Genomic DNA, 18,686 nt, shown 5'->3' with positions numbered 1-18,686 from the left:
CATGCAGAAGCGAACGCTTGGACAAGGGTTGGAAGTGTCGGCCCTCGCGCTTGGCGCGATGGGATACGGCAAGAGCCGCGAGATCGAGGATCGCGACCAGATGATCGCGCTGCTGCGGGCGGCGGCCGAGCGCGGCATGAACCTCTTCGACACGGCCGAGGTCTACGGGCCCTGGACCAACGAGGAAATGGTCGGCGAGGCGTTCCGGGGCATGCGCGACAAGGTCAAGATCGCGACCAAGTTCGGCTGGGACATCGACCAGAAGACCGGCGAGCATCGCGGCGGCGTCAACAGCAAGCCCGCGCAGATCCGGTCCTCGGTCGAGGGCAGCCTGCGCCGCCTGGGTACCGATTACATCGACCTCTGCTATCAGCACCGGGTCGATCCCGAGGTGCCGATGGAGGATGTCGCGGGCGTCGTGAAGGACCTGATCGCCGAGGGCAAGGTGCGCTGGTTCGGCCTGTCCGAGGCCGGGGCGGGCTCGATCCGCAAGGCCCATGCGGTGCAGCCGGTGGCGGCGCTGCAAAGCGAATATTCGCTCTGGACCCGCGAGCCCGAGGGCGGGATCCTGCCGGTCCTGGAAGAGCTGGGGATCGGGCTCGTGCCGTTCTCGCCGCTGGGCCGGGGGTTCCTGACCGGCAAGATCGACCCGGCCGCCAGCTTTGCCGAGAATGACATGCGGGCGAAGATGCCGCGGTTCGAGGCCGAGGCGCGCGCGGCGAACATGCGGCTCGTCGAGCTGATTTCGGGGATCGGCGCCCGCCACGGTGCGACGCCCGCCCAGGTCGCCCTGGCCTGGCTGCTAGCGCGCAAGCCCTGGATCGTGCCGCTCTTCGGCACCCGGCGGCTGGAGCGGTTCGAGGAGAACTGCGGCGCGCTCGACGTCGCGCTGACCGAGGCCGACATGGCCGAGATCGAGGCCGCCGGGTTCCGGCCGCAGGGCAATCGCTATCCCGAGGCTTTCATGAAGCTCTCGGGGCTCTGAGCGAGGCCTTGTCGCAGACCCGCAGCATGCCTCGTGCCGCGGCCTTCGCAGACAGACCGGTCCGGCCCGCGTCGGGCTTTGGGTATGGGGCTTTGGGTCCGGGCTGCCGGTCGGGCGGGCAGGGCATCGGATGCCGAATTACGGGAAGACGAGGCCCGGCCTCGCCGCCCCGTCGGCCGGACTGGTCGCAGAGAGGCCCTGCCGTGCTCCGGCGCGGGCGGAGCGGTCCTCGATTGGCATCGGCGGGCGGACGGGCCTCGGCGTTGGCTGGCGCTCGGGGCGGGCGGCCGAGCGTGCGGGTCATGCCGGTGGGCGGGTCTGCCGCAAGCCCCCCGTGCCGGGCCATCGTTTGGCTCGGGGGGGGGAGCCGGGCGGTCAGGCGCGGCCCGAGAAGATGTCCTTCTTCACGATGGCATGGACACCCCAGTTGCCGTCGACCACCTGCGTGATCCCGAAATCGATGCCGACCGACATCAGCGAATGCGCCTCGTTCTCGGTCAGCCCTTCGTCGTCATCAGGAACTTGCGCATCTTCCGGAACGCGTCCCGCATCGCGTCATCGACCGAGGATTTCCCGTAGATGTCGGCCTGCGCGGTCGCGCCGAGCGCGCCCAGACAGTTCGGCACCGAGAAACCGTGCACCACCCATTCGGTCTGGGTTTCGAGCATCGGGTGATCCATCTCTTCCAGGGACGTTCCGGCAAGGTCGGCCTTCTTGTGCAGGATCAGCTGGGAGGTCGCGGTCAGCGAACATTCGATGGCGGTGCCGCAAAGCTCGCTGTCGCCCTGCGAGGCATGGGGGTCGCCGACCGACCGCAGAGCGCCCTCGACCGAGACCGGGTAATACATGATCGCGCCCTTGCCGATCCGCCAGTTGTCGACATTGCCGCCGGTATAGCTGGGCGGGACCGAGTCGACGAAATCGGCCTCGGCCGGGGCCACGCCGAGCGTGCCGAAATGCGGCCGGATCGGGATGCGGATGCCTTTCAGCACGTCGTAATTGCGGTCGGTCAGCGCATGGTCGACCGGCATGCCGGGATGGTCGATGGTCGGATGGGTCACGCCGAACGGGTCGGTCTGCGGAACCCATTTGAAATTGCAGACCGCCTCGGCCCAGCTTTTGTCTCCGGTGGCATCGACCTGATAGATCGTGATGACCTCGCGTTTCGCGCCGCCCAGCATGTCGTTGTAATGATAGCCCCACCAGGCGGCGGCGTTCGACCCGAAGCTCTTGCCGGCGAAATCCGGATTGGCGCTGGGACGCGGCACGCAGTCGAGGATGCGCATCTCGAGCACGTCGCCCGGCTCGGCGCCCCGCACATGGACCGGGCCGGTGAGGATATGCCCCCCCTGACTGTCGCCCGAGCCCACCCTGTCGACCGCCGGATCGGTCGATCCCGCGCCCCGGCGGTCGACGCCCTTCCTGTCCTTCGTCCAGAGACAGACGCTTTCGGCGCCTCATCGCCCTGAACCATGCGTTCCAGGTCGCCGGCGGCGTGATGGCTCAGCGTCTCGGGGGTCACGATGTCGCCGCTGTCGATCTCGCCCCGGGGCGCCAGCGTCTTGCTGAAATATCCCCCAATGGACCGTCTCGGCATTGGCGGGAAGATAGTGGCAGGACGGGCGCCCCGGCGCCTTGGCGGCACTGGTCTGCGCCAGCGCGGGCGTCACCAGCGATAGCCCGCCGCCCCCACCGCGATCAGCCCACCCGCGCCGAACAGACCGGCGCCCAGCAGCCCGCGGGCCGGGGTTGATCTCTTCCTTGAACTGCCGGAAATGCGCCTCGAAACCGGGGCAGGTCGCATCGTCTTCACGACACATGATCGTCTTTCCTGTTGGGAAATGTCTGGCACCGGCAGGCTCAGTTGGCGGTGGCCCGGTTTCGGCAAGCGCGCCCGGGCCTTCCGCTCCGGGCGGCGGAAAAAGGCGCCATGGCAAAGGGTTGGCGGGGGCTGCCCGCCGCCCTGCCGGACCGCCGCCGCAGGAGGGCTGCGCCTCCGGGAAACCGTTTGTGCATATGCGGGACAGCGCTTGCCGACACAGCCGCATGAAATTGAGGCATATGAACGGAAACCGGCCCGCCCCCCCCCCGGATTTCCGGCACCGGGCGGCCGCTGCTGCGCCAGGCTTGTCGCGGGATGGACAGCGCTTTGGACCCCGATCATCTGGATCTGTCGACGCCGCCCGAGGCGGGGCGCGCGGCTGGCCGAATTCGGGCTGACCGCTGCGCCGGCCGGCACGGCGGCGCTGACCGGCACGCTCAGCGTCCTGCGGCTGCCAGTCGGCCTGCGTCTCGCGCGGCGCGTGGCCCCCGCGCAAGAGATCCGCCCCGGTGCGGTCCGGTCGCGGTCCGGGGCGTTGCTTGCGGTGCTGACGCTGCGCAGCCGGGGCGTCCTTTCCGTCGGCTCACGCGTGCAGTAATTCGCCCAGAACGATCTTGCGGTTCTTGCCCCCGGGCGTCGACCGGTGCCTTCGTTGGTCAGGCGACGCCAAGGCGATCCTTCTGGATCTGCCGCCCGACTGCGTCTCGACCCGGCTCGGCCGACAGCGGCTGGCGCGGCCGTTGGTGCTGGGCGGGTCGGTTGCCGCCGATATGGCGCGGACGATGCTGGCGGTTCTCGGCGCGCAGTTCGACGCGCTGACCCGGCAGGACCTTGCCGCCAGCGAAGGCGCCCTGCTCGACGTGCTGTGCGGGGCGCTCCTGCATGAGGCGGATTTCGACGACGGCGGGATGACGCCCGTTCAGGTCGCGCATTTCCGGCGGGTCACGGCCGCCATCGACACGCGGCTGGCGATGCAGGAGCTGTCCCTGAGCGATGTCGCCGGACTGGCGGGGCTGTCGCCGCGTTATGCCCAGCGGCTTTTCGAGCCGCAGGGCGACAGCTTTTCCCGGCACATCCGCCAGAAACGGCTGGAGCGCAGCCGTGCCGATCTGCTGGACATGAGCCAGAACGGGGTCGGCATCGCCCAGATCGCGCATCGCAGGGGCTTTGCCAGCGCCGCGCATTTCAGCCTGTCGTTTCGCGACGCCTTCGGCATATCGCCCCGCGCGCTGCGCGCGGACAACCGGCATGCGCCGCTTCCCTACGCCGTTCGCGGCAATCCGGGCGAGGCCGCCCGCCGCCCCCGCGACGGACCTTCCCGACCCAGACCCCGACCCCGCGCCCGGCGATGGCTGCCCGGTCGATTTCGTTCTGCCCGCGCGGGCCGGTACCGTGCATCGGGGGCATATCGGCCGGTCGCTTCCGCCCGTCCTCCATGTGCCCTCCGGCGCGGTCGTCCGGGTCGAGACGCTGACCCGGCATGGCGGCGACGATTACACCCGCTTCGTCGAGAGCGATCCGGGGGCGGAAAGCGTCTTTCGCTGGACCCGCGAGGCCAAGGCGATCGACCGGCGCGGGGCCGGGCCGATGGATGCCTCGATCTTCGGGCGCGGCGCGGGCGAGGGTTTCGACGTCCATATCTGCAGTGGGCCGATCCATGTCACCGGCGCCGAACCGGGCGACGTGCTGGAGGTCGAGATCATCGAAATCGCCCCGCGCCCCTCGGCCAATCTGCTGTTCCGGTGCAAGGCCATCGGGTCGAACGCCGCGGCCTAGTGGGGGTATCAGTACACGGACCCGCTGCCGGGCACGAAACGGCACGAGACGGTGACGATCTTCGAGGTCGATCCGGACCGCCCCGACGAGGCCCGCGCCGTTTATCAGTATCGCTGGACCCCGCAGACCGGTCCGTTCGGGATCGAGCAGGGCACGATGGACGATCCCGGCATTCCGGTCGACCACAGTCTGGTCGGGCACCGCCGGGCGCTGGACGGGATCGTCGTGCCCGCGCGCCCGCATTTCGGCTTTGTCGGGGGCGCCCCGCGCGCGGCGGAGAGCGTCGATACCATTCCGCCGGGCTATTTCGGCGGCAATATCGACAACCGGCGCGCCGGTTCCGGCGCCCGCATCTATCTGCCCGTCGCGGTCGAGGGCGCGCTGCTGTCCATCGGGGACGGCCATTTCAGCCAGGGCGATGGCGAGATCAACGGAACGGGTCTTGAGATGTCGCTGACCGGCACCTTCCGCCTGAGACTGCACAAGTCCGGAACCGACACCGTCCCCGGGGTGCGCGGCCGGACCGCGCCGGTCATCGGGACGCCCGAGGCTTGGGTGATCCAGAGCTTCAGGTTCGAAAACCACCTGCGCGATCTCGGCCGCAGCGCCCAGACCGATGTCTACACGCGCTCTTCGGTGGATCATGCCTTGCGCCATGCCTTCCGCCAGGGGCGGCGTTTCCTGAGGGACGTCCACGGGCTGACCGAAGACGACGCCCGTGCCCTGCTGTCTGTCGCCGCCGATTTCAGCGTCACCCAGGTCGCGGATGGCAATTTCGGGGTTCATGTGGCGATCCGGCGGTCGCTTTTCCACCCGCCCGGGGGCTCGGCCAGGTCCGCAGGAGCCTGACCGCCGGGGTCGGCCGGCGGGTGAGACGATGCTTGCCCGAAGGGGCGCCGGCGCGACGGGCGATTGGCCGTTTCGCCCGCAATGACGGCAGGTCCTGCGCTAGGCCGGGCCGATGGCGCGACCAGCGCACCCGCGGCCCCACCGCCAGGGGCAGGATGCCTGGCGTTCCCGGCGCCTTTGCATGCATGCGCGGCGCCGATCCGATTATTAGGGTCTTTGGTCAACCGTCAGCGGGCGCCGCCAGTGGCGGCAATCGCAGGGTCCGAGTCCGCCCTTCCAAGGGACAACGCCCCTAATTCGTCGCGATCAACGGGTCGAGGGTCGGCCTCGGCCGAGGGCGCTTTGCCCCGGACTTTGCCGTGGCCCGACCGGGACAAGCGTCAGCCATATTGCCATCCAGGACAGGAAGCACAGGTAGATCTGCACCTGGATGCAGCATGTCACCGGCGCCGGGTCCGGCGCCTGACTTAAAGGAAAGGAGTTTCCATGCACGCAACGGTCATGCACGGCCCCGGCGACGTTCGCTATGAAGCCGTCGAAGATCCGAAGATCCTCAAGCCCACCGATGCCATCATCAAGTTGTCGGCCACCTGTATCTGCGGCTCGGACCTCTGGCCCTACCGGGGCCTGCAGCCGCAGGACGGTCCCGCGCATATGGGGCACGAATATTGCGGCGTGGTCGTCGAGGTCGGCAGCGAGGTGCGCACGGTCAAGCCGGGCCAGTTCGTCGTCGGGTCCTTCTGTCTTTCGGACAATACCTGCCCGCATTGCCAGTTCGGCTTCCAGTCCTCCTGCGAGCAGCGCGAGTTCATGACCGGCGCCCAGGCGCCCTATGCCCGGGTTCCGCTGGCCGACGGCACGCTGGTGGCCACCGAAGAGATGCCGGATGCCGGGATGATCCCGCATATGCTGGCGGTGTCGGACGTGCTTGGGACCGGATGGTACGGGGCGGTCGCGGCCAATGTGCGCGAGGGGGGAACGGTCGTCGTCGTCGGCGACGGCGCCGTGGGCCTGATGGGCGTGATGGCGGCCAGCCAGCTGGGCGCGGGGCGGATCATCGCCATGAGCCGGCATGACAGCCGCTCGGCCCTGGCGCGCGACTTCGGCGCCACCGACATCGTCGGGGAACGCGGCAAGGACGGCATCGCCCGGATCATGGACCTGACCGACGGCGTCGGCGCGGACTCGGTGATCGAGGCCGTCGGCATGGCGCAATCCATGCAGCAGGCGATGGGGGTCTGCCGCCCGGGCGGGACCATCGGCTATGTCGGCGTGCCCCATGGCGTCAGCTTCGACGGCGGGCAGCTCTTCTTCAAGCAGCAGCGGATGCTGGGCGGCCCGGCCCCGGTGCGCCGCTTCCTGCCCGACCTGATGGACCGGGTTCTGCAGGGTCGGATCGAGCCCGGCAGGGTGTTCGACCTGACGCTTCCCATCGCGGATGTCGCCGAGGGCTACCGGGCGATGGACGAGCGCCGTGCCATCAAGACGATGCTGCGGGTCGAGGAATGATCAGACCAGGCTCTGGCGGAAATCGTCCAGCAGACCTTCGAGTTCGCACGCGGCCTTCCGGAACGGCCTCAACTCGTCCTCGGGCAAACGCTCCTCGATGCGGCGGAGGGCAGACAGGCAGCGCTCGGGCCGGTCCGGCAGGTGGGCCACCCGCCCGATAAAGCCGGTCAGGGCGCGTGCCGCGCCCGGCGTAACGGCGCCGCGCTCCAGCAGGTCCTTCGCCCGCATCGTCGCATGCCCGAGATCGAGGATCGCAAGGCTCGCGCGCTGCCCCCGGTCCTTGGCGCGCGAGGCCTTTTCGGACAGGCGCACCAGACGCAGCGCCCGGTGATAGAGCCGCGCCCGCCAGACGGCGCGATGGGTCAGGGCCTGGTCGTCCGAAGCGAGGGCGGCCAGATCCGCGATCATCATGCGGAACTGGGTCCGAAGCCTGCGCCGCAACCCGGCGGGATAGACGAAGCGATAGGCCACGAAGGCCGTTATCGGTGCGGCGAGGATGGCGAGACCGATCTCGACCGAGTCGAGAAACTTGCCCGCCAGCGGCCAGACGGGTTGCAGCATGAGCATCAAGGTCATGTTGTAGTCGAAACTGATCGCCGCCGTGCGCCGATGGCCCACGAGAAACGGGCCGAAGAGGATGAAGGGAAAGGCCAGCAGGATCAGCTGATACTCGGCTCCGGCCAGCGGCCAGACCAGCCAGCGGCAGGCCAGCGCCCCCAGCGCGCCGAACAGCGAGCCGAGGAAGACGTTACGCATCATGGCCCGCGGATTCTCGAAGGTCGAGAACAGCGAGATCATGATCGACAGGCCCAGCAGCAGATAGGGTCCCGCATGCCAGCCCGTCGCCTGCCAGACCGCGCCGAACAGAAGGATCGCGCCTCCGGCCCGGAGTGCGGCCTCGCGCGCTCCGATCCAGTCGCGCGAGATCACGGCCGGCAGCGAGCGGTCCGGCGTGCGGGCGTCCGGATTTTGCCAGTGATCGAGCGCGAGGGCCAGGTCGCGCACCACGCCCAGCAGCCGGGGATGCGCCGCCACGAGGCCGGCCGAGGCCGAAAGCGTGGATCGTGCCCTGTCGATATGGTCCAGTCGCAGGTCGTCCGCGGCCTGACGGAAGGGCTGCGCCGCCCCGGGGCAAAGCGCATGCGCCGGGTTGCGACGGACCCAGAGCAGCGCCGACAATCCCGCCCCCAGGACGGCGCGGGTCGACCGCACCACGCGCCGGGACCGGATGGAGCCCGCCGCCTGGGGGTCGAGCCCGTCCTCGATACTGGCCATCTCCGCCAGCAGGGCGCCCCCCCGGTCCGGCCGTTCGGCATGCCCGTCCATCCGCGCGGCAAGCTCGTCGAGGATATCCGCGATCAGCCGGGCCGCCCTCCGGCGGATCTCGGGGCTTGCCGTGGGCGGCGCGAAGGCATAGCCGAAGACCATCGCCACGACGACCCCGGTCAGCACGGTCGCCAGCCGGTCGGCCCCAAGCAGAACCACGCGGTCGGGGAGGCTCGACTCGAGCAATGCCACCATCGCGGCGGTATAGCCGGCAAGCACCGTGCCATAGGACACGAACCCGCGCTGCACGTTGCCGATGCCCGTGCAGGCTGCCACCCAAAGCGCCAGCCCGAGGACCAGCAACAGGGGGTGCAGGCCGCCCGCCAGCACCAGAAGGATGCCCGCGGCCGTGCCGCTGACCGTGCCTGCGATCCGGAAGAAGCTTTTCTCAAGAAGCTGGCCGCGGGTCGGCTGCGACGCGGCCCAGACGGTCATCGCGGCCCATTGCGGATGCTCCAGCCCCGCCGCCCAGGCCACAGCCAGGGCCGCGCAGGCGGCGAGCGCGGTTCGGCCCGCGAAGGACAGGTGTTTCGGGTCGAATCCCAGGGTTGCCAGGACGGCGCGGCTTCTCTCCAAAGGTCCGGATCTCCAACGCTGATCATCCGTCACAGCTGCGGCGGCGCCCGATTCTCGGGACGCTTTTGCGCAGGAAACCGTCCCTTCGGTCATGGCGGGGCGTGTGCCGCAGGCCAGCTGACCCTTGCCAGTTACCGGAGCGATGCCGCGAATGCCAGATGCAAGTCGCTCCCGGTGCCGGTGTCCGGGCCGGGACGTCAGTGAACGGGAACTTGCGCGCGCGCGTTCCGGGCGGACCCTTCGGATGGCCGGACTGGCCGGCCATTCCACCTTTCGGACCCCGACGGGGCTGCCACAGGCCGTCATCCCTCGCCCTCGGGGGCCGTTCTGTCCTGAGCGTCAGCGGCGTCCGCGACGATGCGGTCGCGGCCGGATCGCCGTGGAAGACCGCCAAAAGCCGCGGCTCCGTTTTGGATCCATCCGGCAGACGCGGAGCCAGCAACCGCAATCCGGCCCGCGCGGCCGGAAATACGGCAACAGGCGGGTCCTGCTTCCTTCTCCGACTGCGGCGACCTGCGCCTTGAGCGTGTTGAGCATCGAAAGCGGTGCAATGCCCCCATGGTCCAGTGAAACACGGGCCTTGGGAGGATGTCTGCATGCGATCGAGGGGGCTGGACATGGCGCGCGATGGTGAGCCGACGCGTGGGGTGGTCTGGGAGTTTCCGGTTCCTGTCCACCCGACCGGCCGCCGAACGGATCGCGGGCGGGGTCGGTATCGCGGCGACTTCCCGCAAGATCGGGGCGAACGAGTCTTCCGCCGCGAAATCGGCCAGCCGACCCGGCGCAGGCCGCCTCTCGGAACGGGAAGAGCGTCCTGCACCGCCGCGTGCCGCGCCTTTTTGCAGAACGCGGGCAGACCCTGGCGGCGGCCGCATTCCCCGGCTGTTCCGTCGGCCGGGCCGTCCCGACCCGCTGATCGGCCCCGACCGCCCGTCGGCCGGGCCGCGCGGCGCGACCTCATGGGGATCGTCGGGGACGGCGACGGCGTCGCCGTCATCATCCGCCAGTTGCCGGCTGGGGCCTGGCGCCGCGTCGTCGACGAGCCCGCCCGCGCCGACGCAATCCTGGACCGGCCCGGTCACGGCGTCCACAGGCGGGGGCCTGATGGCCTGCCGCTGTGAAAGACGCGCGGCCCGGGGAGGACGGAGACAAGCGGTGATCAGCGCCCGGCCGGTTGCCACCCGCGAGGCCGCGCCAGCATCATGGGGCGCGCAGGACGCCGCGCGCGGCGGCTGTCCCGCAGGGATCGAACCGCTTGACCGGTTCCCCTCGGGCGACATCGGGGAAAAGAGCCTGGCGGCTGGCCTCCGGCGCGACCGGATATGTCCGAACCACGCACCGGATGCCGCCGAAACGGGCGACCGGGCGCTCCGGAAGCCGCAGGCCGGTTCCGGGACGCGGTGAAAGGCAAGGGCATACAAGCCTGCATCCCGGGACGGACGAAGTGCAACGGGACCGTCAGACAGGACAAGCGGCACAACCGCATCGGGATCATGTTTGGCCGCCTCGGGGACCGGCGCCGCGGTGCCACGCGAGTGGCCGCTGTCCGGGGACTTTCCTCTCTGCCATCTCGCGCACCGCAATCGTCATTTTCGGGCGATGATCAGGAATGCGTGCCGCCCCGTGCTTTGTGGTCCGTTTCGGGTTTCATGCGGCGGATGCCTTGCGCCGCGCGGGCGAACCGGGCGGGGGCGAGCGCCTGCGCATCGGTCTGGCCTGTGCCCTCGGGGCCGGGCCCGCCGCCGATGCGGCTCGTCCTCGACGGGCCGACCCATCCCCTCGATCTGGACGGCGTCGCCGCGTTGGAGGCCGCCCTGACCGCCTGGGACATGTCAGCCGCGACAGGGCATGCCCCCCGATCGCTTGCACCGGACAGGACGCCCGATCCTGGGGAATGACGGCTCTTGTGCCGCCTTCGGACGCGCGCGCGCCGATCCCGGTTCCGCCTCGGGAAGGCCCATTCAGGCCGCATCGCGGCAGGGACCTCCGACAGGTCCGATCCGCCCGACCGGCAGTCGGGTTTTCCCGTCCGAAGCGCAGGTCGATCGGCCGAAGATGCGGGGACGGCGACGCGTCTGAGCCCGGCGCCGGGTGTCGGTTTCGTCTCGGGGCGCGAGGATTGCGCGGGCACGGATCGTTCTTGGGCGCCTCACAGCACCGAGATGAAGCGCGCGGCGGCCTCGACGCCGTCGATCACCGGCACCGGCAGCCGGGTGCGCAGATGTCCGGTGACCCGGGCCATCCCGGCACAGCCGAGGATCACCGCGTCGATGCCGTCTTCGGCGACGGCGCGTTCAGCCTCTTCGGCGACGCGGGCGCAGGCGGCCTCGGTGTCTTCCTCAAGCGCCAGAACCGGCACGTTGCTGGCCCGCACCCGGCCCAGATGCTGCGACAGGCCATAGCCCCGGATATTGCCCTCGACCGTCGGGATCGCCGCGGGCAGCGTCGTCACCACGGAAAACCGCCAGCCGCGGAGCGCCGCCTTGTGAAAGGCGGACTGGCCGATGCCGATCACGGGGCAGGGCGCGCAGGCCCGCGCATCGGCCAGCGCCGGGTCGTCGAAACAGGCCACGATCACCCCCTCGGCGCCGCGCCGGGCGGCCTGGGTGACCAGCTCCAGCAGCGGCGGCGTCGCGGCGGCGACATCCGCGGGCCCCTGGATCGCGGGCGGGGCAAGCGTCGAGGTCCAGCCCTCGAAGGCTGCGCCCGGGGCGGCGGCCTGGGCCATGGCGAGGATCGAGTCGGTCATGGCCGCGGTGGAATTGGGGTTGATGACGATGAAGGCCATGGCTCAGACCATCCCCTGACCGGCGTCCGAGCCTTGCCGGGCGCGGCGGCGGTTCATCGTCCAGACGGTGGCCAGGAAAACGCCGATCACGACCAGCGAGAAGGCGGTGGTCAGCGTGCCAAGCGCGAAGATGACCGGAGTGGTGACATTGGTGGTCATGCCGTAGATCTCCAGCGGCAGGGTGTTATGGCTGCCCGCGGTCAGCAGGGTGCGGGCGAATTCGTCGTAGCTGAGGGTGAAGCCGAACAGCGCCACCCCGATCAGCGAGGGCGCGATGATCGGCAGCACCACATGGCGGATCGTCTGCCAGGCGCTGGCGCCCTGATCGCGCGCGGCCTCTTCATAGCTTTTGTCGAAGCGGTTGAAGACCGCGAACATGATCAGCAAGCCGAAGGGCAGGGTCCATGTCAACTGCGACCCGAAGCCCGAGGTCGCCCAGTGCACGTCGAGCCCCGACTGGCTGAAGATCAGCCCGACGCCCAGCGAGACCAGGATCGACGGGATGACCAGCGAGGTCACCACCAGATAGAACAGCACCGCCGATCCGGCAAAGCGCTTGCGGAACGCAAGCCCGCCCATCACCGAGACGACGACGGTCGTCACCATCACCATCAGCCCCAGCACGAAGGATCGCCCGAAGCTGCCCCAGATGTCGCCCACGGCCTGCTGCTCGAAGAGGTCGCGGAACCAGTGCAGCGAGACGCCCCGCATCGGGAAGGTCAGCCCGCCCTCGGGGCCCTGAAAGCTGAGAATGGCGATGGTGAAGGTCGGGCCGTAGAGAAACAGCAGGAACAGCGTGAAGAAGGCGGCCAGCACGTAGAAGGAACGGGGGCGGCGGTCCATGTCAAAGCTCCTTCCGGATGTCGACGAAGCGCAGCAGCAGGCCGATCACCATCAGCACCGTGATCAGCAGGATGACGGCGGTGGCGGCGGCCGAGGGGTATTGCAACAGCCCGATATCGTTCGAGATCAGGCGGCCCACATTGGCCGATTGGGACCCCGACATGAAGCGCACGGTGATGAAGTCGCCCATCACCAGCGTGACGACGAAGATCGAGCCGATCATGATGCCGGGCTTGCAGAGCGGAATGATGACATTCGTCAGCGTCTGCCAGCCGGTCGCGCCGGAATCGTAGGCCGCCTCGATCAGCGAGCGGTCGATCCGCATCATGGTGTTGAAGATCGGCACCACCATGAACAGCGTGTAAAGGTGCACGAAGGCCAGGATCACCGAGAAATCGGAATACAGCAGCCATTCCAGCGGCTCGTCGATCACCCCCATCGACATCAGGGTCGAATTGGCGATGCCGTTGCGCCCGAGAAACGGGATCCAGGAAATCATCCGGATGATGTTCGAGGTCCAGAACGGAATGGTGCACAGCAGGAACAGCGCGATCTGCCAGGTCAGGCTGCGGACATGGAAGGCCAGGAAATAGGCCACCGTAAAGCCGATGGTCAGCGTGAAAGCCCAGGTCAGCACCGCGTATTTGAAGGTGTTGAGAAAGACCTTGTAGGTGACGGGAGACGTCAGCAGGAACTGGTAATTGTCCCATTGGAAAGCCGGGTAGATCGAGAACTCGGTCGCGCCCCAGAAGCTGACGATCGCGATCATCACGATCGGCAGCACCAGAAAGACCAGCAGCACCAGCGCCAGCGGCGAGGCCAGCAGCCAGCCCGAGAGGTGGCGGTTCTTCAGCCCGCCGCCCAGCAGGCGGGCGCGAGCGGCCGCGGGCTGGCCCGGGAACGGACGGGAGGTTTTCGGCAGGGCGGTCATGCGCGTCTCACTCGTGCAGCGGAAGGGGGCCCTTCCCCCGGGACCGGGGGAAGGGCTGGGGCCGGGCGCTACGGAAGGCGTGAAACCCGCGCCGGCCCCAACAGGGTCGGGCTCAGGCCATCAGGCGGCGATGAACTCGTTCCATTTGCGGACCATGTACTGGTTCTCGTCCATGACCGCGTTCCAGCAGGCGATATGGCCCATGCGTTCCTCGAAGGACCCGCCGTCGCGGGTCTCGCCCGGCTGCGCCATCGCATCGCCATAGGGGTTGGTGATGACCTCGGTCGCGGGCTTGCCCTCGAACCAGTAGCCCCATTCGTTCTCGGTCATGTAATTCTTCGACGTTTCCGGAACGGCCGAATAATAGCCCTGCCGCATCAGGAAGCCGCCGACCCAGCCGTCGAGATACCAGTTGATGTATTCATAGGCCGCGTCCAGCTCGAGCCCCGAGAGGTTCTTCGACAGCCCGATGCCGCCGCCCCAGGCGCGGTAGCCCTCTTTCAGCGGTTGGTAGACGCAGGGGATGCCGCGCGATTTCACCGCGGTGATGGCGGGCGACCACATCGACTGGATCACCACCTCGCCCGAGGCCATCAGGTTGACGCTTTCGTCGAAGGTCTTCCAGAAGGCGCGGAACTGGCCGGCCTTCTTGGCCTCGGTCATGATCGCGAGGGTCTTGTCGATCTCGTCGCGGGTCATGTTGCCCTTGTTGCCATAGGTGATCTCGCCCATCGCCTCGCAGACCATGGCGGCATCCATGATGCCGATGGCCGAAATGTCCAGAAGCGAGGCCTTGCCCTTGAATTCGGGGTTCAGAAGCTCGGCCCAGCTGTCGATCGGACGGCCGATCAGGTCGGGGCGGATGCCCAGCGTGTCGGCGTTGTAGATCGTCGGGATCAGGGTCATCCAGCCGGTCTCGTGATCGGCGAACTTGGTCCCGTCCGGGCCGTCGGTGAAGCCCACGCTGTTGGGCGAGGTGCCCTGGGCGATGGTCGAGTCGGGCGTCAGCTTGCCGTCCTTGAAGATGCCGACGATCTTGTCGTAGTTCCTGATCTTGCTGACATCCATGCCCTGCAGGTTGCCGGTCGGCCAGACCTTCTTGCAGATCCAGTATTCGATATCGGCGATGTCGAAGGATTTGGGCTGGGTCGCGGCGCGCTGGGTCACCGCGTCGCTGTCAAGCGCGGTCATCTCCAGCGTGAAGCCCAGATCCTCTTTCACCTTCTGCGCCACTTCGTTGATGTTCGACACCCCGGTGCCGAACTGGCGCAGCGTCACGTCCTTGATGTTCTGCGCCCAGATCATCGGCGCCGGGAAGGCGCTGGCCGCAACGCCCGCGGCGGCGCCCTTCAGCAGGCTGCGCCGGCTCAGGCCGGACTTGGTGGCTTCGCTCATCTTTCTCTCCATGGTGGACTTGTTGGATCACGCGGTGAGGGCGTGGAGGTGGTCTTCGTCCCAGCTCAGCCCCACGCCGTCGCCGGGCTGGATGGGTTTGACGAAATACTGGTCTTCGGGAACGATCGCGGTGATCTCCTGATCGCCCGCGGTCATCAGCGTCAGCGCGACGCTGGTGCCCTGGTATTCGATGCCGGTGACATGACCGTCGAGCTTGCCCTGCGCGGCCTCGGTCACCGCGATCTGGTCCGAGCGGATCGCGAAATGGCCGCGCGGCAGGGCGATGACATTGTGCCCGCCCATGAAGCGCGCCACGAATTCGGTGCGCGGCGTGTTGAAGACCTCGCGCGCGGGCCCTGCCTGTTCGATCACCGCGTTGTTCATCACCACGATCTCGTCCGCGAGCGCCAGCGCCTCGTCCTGGCCATGGGTGACATGGACGAAGGTGATGCCCAGCTCGCGTTGCAGCTTCTTCAGTTCCGACCGCATCCGCACCCGCAGGAACGGGTCGAGCGCCGAAAGCGGCTCGTCCAGCAGCAGGACCTGCGGATTGGTGATCAGCGCCCGGGCCAGCGCCACGCGCTGCTGCTGACCGCCCGACAGCTGGGCGGGCAGGCGTTCGGCATAGGCGGTCATGTGCACGAGCTCCAGAAGCTCCATCGCGCGCTTGCGGCGGGTCTCGCGGTCGATGCCCTTCATCTTGAGGCTGAAGGCCACGTTGTCGGCGACCGAAAGATGCGGGAACAGCGCGTAGTTCTGGAACATCATCGCGGTGCCGCGCCGGGCGGGCGGCAGGCGCGAGATGTCCTGGCCCGCCAGCACGATGGCCCCGTCCGAGACCTCTTCATGCCCGGCGATCATCCTCAGCGTCGAGGACTTGCCGCAGCCCGACGGCCCCAGCAGGCAGGCATAGGTGCCGCCGCGAAACAGGTGTTGGATGCCATCTACCGCGACGGTTTCGCCGTAGCGTTTCGTCAGGGCCACGAGTTCCAGATCGAGTTCAGTGCGCATGCCGCTCCCCCAGAAGCTGTTGCCTCACCTTTCCGGGCCGGGCCGCCCGCGAAAAGCCCCGGCCAACCGATCTGCCCCCGCCTTTTCGAGATGTGCTGCTAATTTGGGCAGATGTGAACAATATTGTCCGCTACGGCATCGCGGATTGTATACGATCCGGTCTGCGATCCCTCACAACTCTGACGATTCTTGTCCGGCCGCCTGAGTCGGGCGATGACAGGAGGGCAACGAGGAGAGAGCCGTGACCGATCAGACCCCGACAGCGCGCCAGGAGGGCAAGCGGGCGACCCGTGCCCGCGACGTGGTCGAGCATCTGACCCGCGCCATCCACGAGCGCCGGCTGGGGCCGGGGATGAAGCTGTCCGAGGACGAGGTGGGCGAAATCTTCGGGGTCAGCCGGACCATCGTGCGCGCGGCGCTGCAACAGCTTGCCCATGACAATCTTGTTGCCATCGAGCCCCATCGCGGCGCCTTCGTGGCCCAGCCGACCGTGCGCGAGGCGCGCGAGGTGTTCGAGGCGCGCGCGCTTCTGGAACCGCGCACCGCGCGCTCGGCCGCGCTGCGCGCCACGCCCCGCGACATCGGCCTGCTCAAGCGTCACATGGACCAGGAGCACGCGGCGCTGGCCGCCGCCCAGACCGGTCTGGCGCTGCGGCTGTCGGGGCAGTTCCATATCGAGATTGCCCGGATCGCCGACCAGACCATCATCGAGGGCTTCATCACGCAGCTCATCTCGCGCTCGTCGCTGGTGATCGCGCTTTACTGGCGCCGGCCGCAGGCGATGTGCGAAAGTCATGCCCATCACGCGCTCATGCGCGCGATGGAGGACCGCGACGGCGACCGGGCCGAAGAGGTGATGAAGGGCCATCTGCTGGACCTGCTGTCGCTTCTCGACCTGCAGGACCCGGTGCCGGTGCCGCAATCGCTGAAGGAGGCTCTGACAGGCCGATGAAACTGCGCAGCATGACCGCCGAAGAACTGCCCGCCGTGCTGGACTGGGCCGCCGAGGAAGGCTGGAACCCGGGGCTCGACGATGCCGCGGCCTTTTTTGCGGCCGATCCCGAAGGGTTCTTCTTGGCCGAGGCCGAGGGCCGGATCGTGGCCGCGATCTCGGTGGTGAACCATACCGACGAGGTGGCCTTTCTGGGCCTCTATCTCTGCCGCCCGGACTGGCGCGGGCGGGGCATCGGCTATGCGCTCTGGACCCATGCGCTGGAGCATGCGGGGGCGCGGACGGTCGGGCTCGACGGGGTCGAGGCGCAGCAGGACAACTATCGCAAGAGCGGGTTCGAACTGGCCGGGCGGACGGTGCGCTATGCGGGCGTGCTGCCCGGCCGCGCCCATCCCGGCATCGGTCCGGTGTTGAAAGACGATATTGAAACGCTGATCGCGATGGAGGCCGAGGCCACCGGCTATGAGAAACGTGCCTTCCTGTCGGCCTGGACGCGTGATTGCGAGACCCGGCGCACGCTCGTCTGCCGCGCGGCCGGAGAGATCGCGGGCTTTGCGACGATCCGGGCCTGCCGCGAGGGCTGGAAGATCGGGCCGCTGGTCGCCGGGGACGGCGCGGTCGCGGCGGCGCTGATCGAGACCTGCGGCCGCGTCGCCCATGGCACGCCTGCGATGATCGACGTGCCCGGGACCAGCCCCTGGCTCGCCGGGCATTGCACGGGGCTGGGCCTGAGCCCGGTTTTCGGTACGGCGCGGATGTATCGCGGGCCCGCTCCGCAGCCCGGCCCGCTCATCTCGGCGGTGGCGACGCTGGAACTCGGCTGAGGGGCGGGCTCAGGCGGCGCCCACCGTCACCAGATGGTTGTCGAAGGCGCGGCCGTGCCGGGCCGTCCAGACCGGGCGCAGGCCCTGCAGGCCCAGCACGTCGCCGGTGCCGGTCGTGGCGACGAAGCCGCTGCCCGCCGCCGGGGCAAGGCCGCAGACGTCCAGGGCCTCGATGGCGCCCGCAAACCGCGCGCCCGCGATGTCGAAAACATGCACCCGGCCGCCGCGCGGCGACGAGATCGCGGCCTCGGCCCCGTCCTGCGAGATCGCGACCGACCCCGCATAGCCCTGCATCGCCGCATGTTCGGCGCCCGGCGCGTCCAGCCAGACCGGCGCTTCGCCCCGCCGGTGCAGGCCCAGAAGCGGCGGCGCCTCGGCCTCGGGGCCTTCCCATTGCATGGCAAAGGCGACGGTGCCGCCCGGTCCCAGCGCCAGATGCCGGATCGAGTTCATGTGCCAGTCGGCGGGCGGCGCGACGCTTTCCAGCAGCGTGCCTTCGGCGCTGAGATAGGCGAGGTTCGGTTCCATGAAGGGGATGTTCAGCTTGGCCCGGCCGCTGTCGGGATGGGTCTCGATCCCGCCATTGGCGATGACGAAGCTTTTCCCGTCGGGCATCAGCTTGATGTCATGCGGGCCGATGCCGTGGCTGTCGAATTCGCCGACCCGCAGATAGCCTGCCTCGGTGTCCCAGACCCCGATCACGCCCCGCGCTGCGTCATAGTCGTTTTCGGGCGTGTACATGTAGCGCCCGTCGGCGGAATAGGCGCCATGGCCGTAGAAATGCCGCCCCTCGGGCGCGTCGAGCACGGCAGTCACCCGGCCCTCGCGGCAGTCGATCACCAGCGCGAAGGTGCCCGGGCGGCGGGCAAACGCGGTGGCCTCGGGGCGGATGGGATGGGCGGCGGCGGCATGGCCGCGCTCTGGCAGGGGCAGGCGGAACCGTTCGGCCCCCTGGGCATCGAGCCCGACCAGAGTCTGGCTGCCGTCGCGGTCCTGGGCGGCGCTGAGAAAGGCCGGGCTGCCCGCATCGGCCCAGCCGACCCGGGGGGAAAGCGAGGCGGCCAGCGCCCCGGCAAGGAAGCTGCGGCGGTCGGTCATG

At 68.8% G+C, this 18,686-nt stretch carries 14 protein-coding genes and 1 pseudogene; 7 read left to right on the top strand and 8 right to left on the bottom strand.

Going from position 1 to position 18,686, the window contains the following annotated elements; genetic code table 11:
- The first annotated feature begins 1 nt into the window (after position 1).
- Positions 2–985: an aldo/keto reductase gene (locus BYZ73_RS01330; RefSeq protein ID WP_112314596.1), complete on the top strand. Its 984-nt coding sequence runs from the start codon at positions 2–4 to the stop codon at positions 983–985.
- 497 nt (positions 986–1,482) lie between these two features.
- On the opposite strand, the gene BYZ73_RS23475 is transcribed toward BYZ73_RS01330, so the two are convergent.
- Positions 1,483–2,355: an acetamidase/formamidase family protein gene (locus tag BYZ73_RS23475; protein WP_220086775.1), complete on the bottom strand. Its 873-nt coding sequence runs from the start codon at positions 2,353–2,355 to the stop codon at positions 1,483–1,485.
- 1,222 nt (positions 2,356–3,577) lie between these two features.
- Here BYZ73_RS23475 and BYZ73_RS24095 point away from each other — a divergent pair.
- The 4 genes and pseudogenes from BYZ73_RS24095 to BYZ73_RS01300 form a co-directional block, all read left to right on the top strand.
- Positions 3,578–3,985 (top strand): annotated as a pseudogene (locus tag BYZ73_RS24095) (helix-turn-helix transcriptional regulator); the annotation flags it as partial.
- Between the two features lie 70 nt (positions 3,986–4,055).
- Entirely contained in the window at positions 4,056–4,583 is a 528-nt protein-coding gene (locus BYZ73_RS01310) for an acetamidase/formamidase family protein (protein WP_112314594.1), read from the top strand.
- Between the two features lie 51 nt (positions 4,584–4,634).
- Complete coding sequence (locus BYZ73_RS01305; protein ID WP_112314593.1) at positions 4,635–5,432, top strand: acetamidase/formamidase family protein; 798 nt, start codon at positions 4,635–4,637, stop codon at positions 5,430–5,432.
- Between the two features lie 486 nt (positions 5,433–5,918).
- Positions 5,919–6,941 carry a zinc-dependent alcohol dehydrogenase family protein gene (locus BYZ73_RS01300; RefSeq protein ID WP_112314592.1) on the top strand — a complete coding sequence of 341 codons (1,023 nt, stop codon included), beginning with the start codon at positions 5,919–5,921 and terminating at the stop codon, positions 6,939–6,941.
- On the opposite strand, the gene BYZ73_RS01295 is transcribed toward BYZ73_RS01300, so the two are convergent.
- The 6 genes from BYZ73_RS01295 to BYZ73_RS01260 form a co-directional block, all read right to left on the bottom strand.
- The gene (locus BYZ73_RS01295; RefSeq protein ID WP_181497925.1) at positions 6,942–8,843 is read right to left on the bottom strand and encodes an FUSC family protein; all 1,902 of its coding nucleotides are present in this window, start codon (positions 8,841–8,843) and stop codon (positions 6,942–6,944) included. It lies immediately after the preceding gene.
- Positions 8,844–10,992: 2,149 nt separating this feature from the next.
- Positions 10,993–11,631, bottom strand: a complete 639-nt coding sequence (locus tag BYZ73_RS01280) for an aspartate/glutamate racemase family protein (RefSeq protein ID WP_112314589.1) — start codon at positions 11,629–11,631, stop codon at positions 10,993–10,995.
- 3 nt (positions 11,632–11,634) lie between these two features.
- Positions 11,635–12,474, bottom strand: coding sequence for an ABC transporter permease (locus BYZ73_RS01275; RefSeq protein WP_108023619.1), 840 nt, complete (start codon positions 12,472–12,474; stop codon positions 11,635–11,637).
- Between the two features lies 1 nt (position 12,475).
- Complete coding sequence (locus tag BYZ73_RS01270) at positions 12,476–13,405, bottom strand: ABC transporter permease (RefSeq protein ID WP_181497924.1); 930 nt, start codon at positions 13,403–13,405, stop codon at positions 12,476–12,478.
- Between the two features lie 120 nt (positions 13,406–13,525).
- Positions 13,526–14,800 carry an ABC transporter substrate-binding protein gene (locus tag BYZ73_RS01265; protein ID WP_112314588.1) on the bottom strand — a complete coding sequence of 425 codons (1,275 nt, stop codon included), beginning with the start codon at positions 14,798–14,800 and terminating at the stop codon, positions 13,526–13,528.
- 27 nt (positions 14,801–14,827) lie between these two features.
- Positions 14,828–15,811, bottom strand: coding sequence for an ABC transporter ATP-binding protein (locus tag BYZ73_RS01260; protein ID WP_112314587.1), 984 nt, complete (start codon positions 15,809–15,811; stop codon positions 14,828–14,830).
- Positions 15,812–16,112: 301 nt separating this feature from the next.
- Here BYZ73_RS01260 and BYZ73_RS01255 point away from each other — a divergent pair, with 301 nt between their 5' ends.
- Together BYZ73_RS01255 and BYZ73_RS01250 are read left to right on the top strand one after the other, a co-directional pair.
- Entirely contained in the window at positions 16,113–16,763 is a 651-nt protein-coding gene (locus BYZ73_RS01255) for a GntR family transcriptional regulator (protein WP_245895490.1), read from the top strand.
- Complete coding sequence (locus BYZ73_RS01250; protein ID WP_112314586.1) at positions 16,760–17,587, top strand: GNAT family N-acetyltransferase; 828 nt, start codon at positions 16,760–16,762, stop codon at positions 17,585–17,587. Before BYZ73_RS01255 ends, BYZ73_RS01250 begins: the two co-directional genes overlap by 4 nt.
- Positions 17,588–17,596: 9 nt before the next feature.
- On the opposite strand, the gene BYZ73_RS01245 is transcribed toward BYZ73_RS01250, so the two are convergent.
- Entirely contained in the window at positions 17,597–18,685 is a 1,089-nt protein-coding gene (locus tag BYZ73_RS01245) for a DUF1513 domain-containing protein (RefSeq protein WP_112314585.1), read from the bottom strand.
- Between the last annotated feature and the right edge of the window lies 1 nt (position 18,686).

Origin of the sequence: Rhodovulum viride (assembly GCF_003265965.1) — a bacterium.
GTDB lineage: Bacteria > Pseudomonadota > Alphaproteobacteria > Rhodobacterales > Rhodobacteraceae > Rhodovulum > Rhodovulum kholense.
The sequence above is the reverse complement of the archived record's forward strand: the minus strand, read 5'-3'. Positions and strand labels throughout refer to the sequence as shown.

Coding starts and splice junctions, on each gene's coding strand:
- BYZ73_RS01270 (WP_181497924.1), bottom strand. CDS start 13,405: ATGACCGCCCTGCCGAAAACCTCCCGTCCGTTCCCGGGCCAGCCCGCG.
- BYZ73_RS01310 (WP_112314594.1), top strand. CDS start 4,056: ATGCGCCGCTTCCCTACGCCGTTCGCGGCAATCCGGGCGAGGCCGCCC.
- BYZ73_RS01330 (WP_112314596.1), top strand. CDS start 2: ATGCAGAAGCGAACGCTTGGACAAGGGTTGGAAGTGTCGGCCCTCGCG.
- BYZ73_RS01245 (WP_112314585.1), bottom strand. CDS start 18,685: ATGACCGACCGCCGCAGCTTCCTTGCCGGGGCGCTGGCCGCCTCGCTT.
- BYZ73_RS01275 (WP_108023619.1), bottom strand. CDS start 12,474: ATGGACCGCCGCCCCCGTTCCTTCTACGTGCTGGCCGCCTTCTTCACG.
- BYZ73_RS01265 (WP_112314588.1), bottom strand. CDS start 14,800: ATGAGCGAAGCCACCAAGTCCGGCCTGAGCCGGCGCAGCCTGCTGAAG.
- BYZ73_RS01260 (WP_112314587.1), bottom strand. CDS start 15,811: ATGCGCACTGAACTCGATCTGGAACTCGTGGCCCTGACGAAACGCTAC.
- BYZ73_RS01300 (WP_112314592.1), top strand. CDS start 5,919: ATGCACGCAACGGTCATGCACGGCCCCGGCGACGTTCGCTATGAAGCC.
- BYZ73_RS01250 (WP_112314586.1), top strand. CDS start 16,760: ATGAAACTGCGCAGCATGACCGCCGAAGAACTGCCCGCCGTGCTGGAC.
- BYZ73_RS01280 (WP_112314589.1), bottom strand. CDS start 11,631: ATGGCCTTCATCGTCATCAACCCCAATTCCACCGCGGCCATGACCGAC.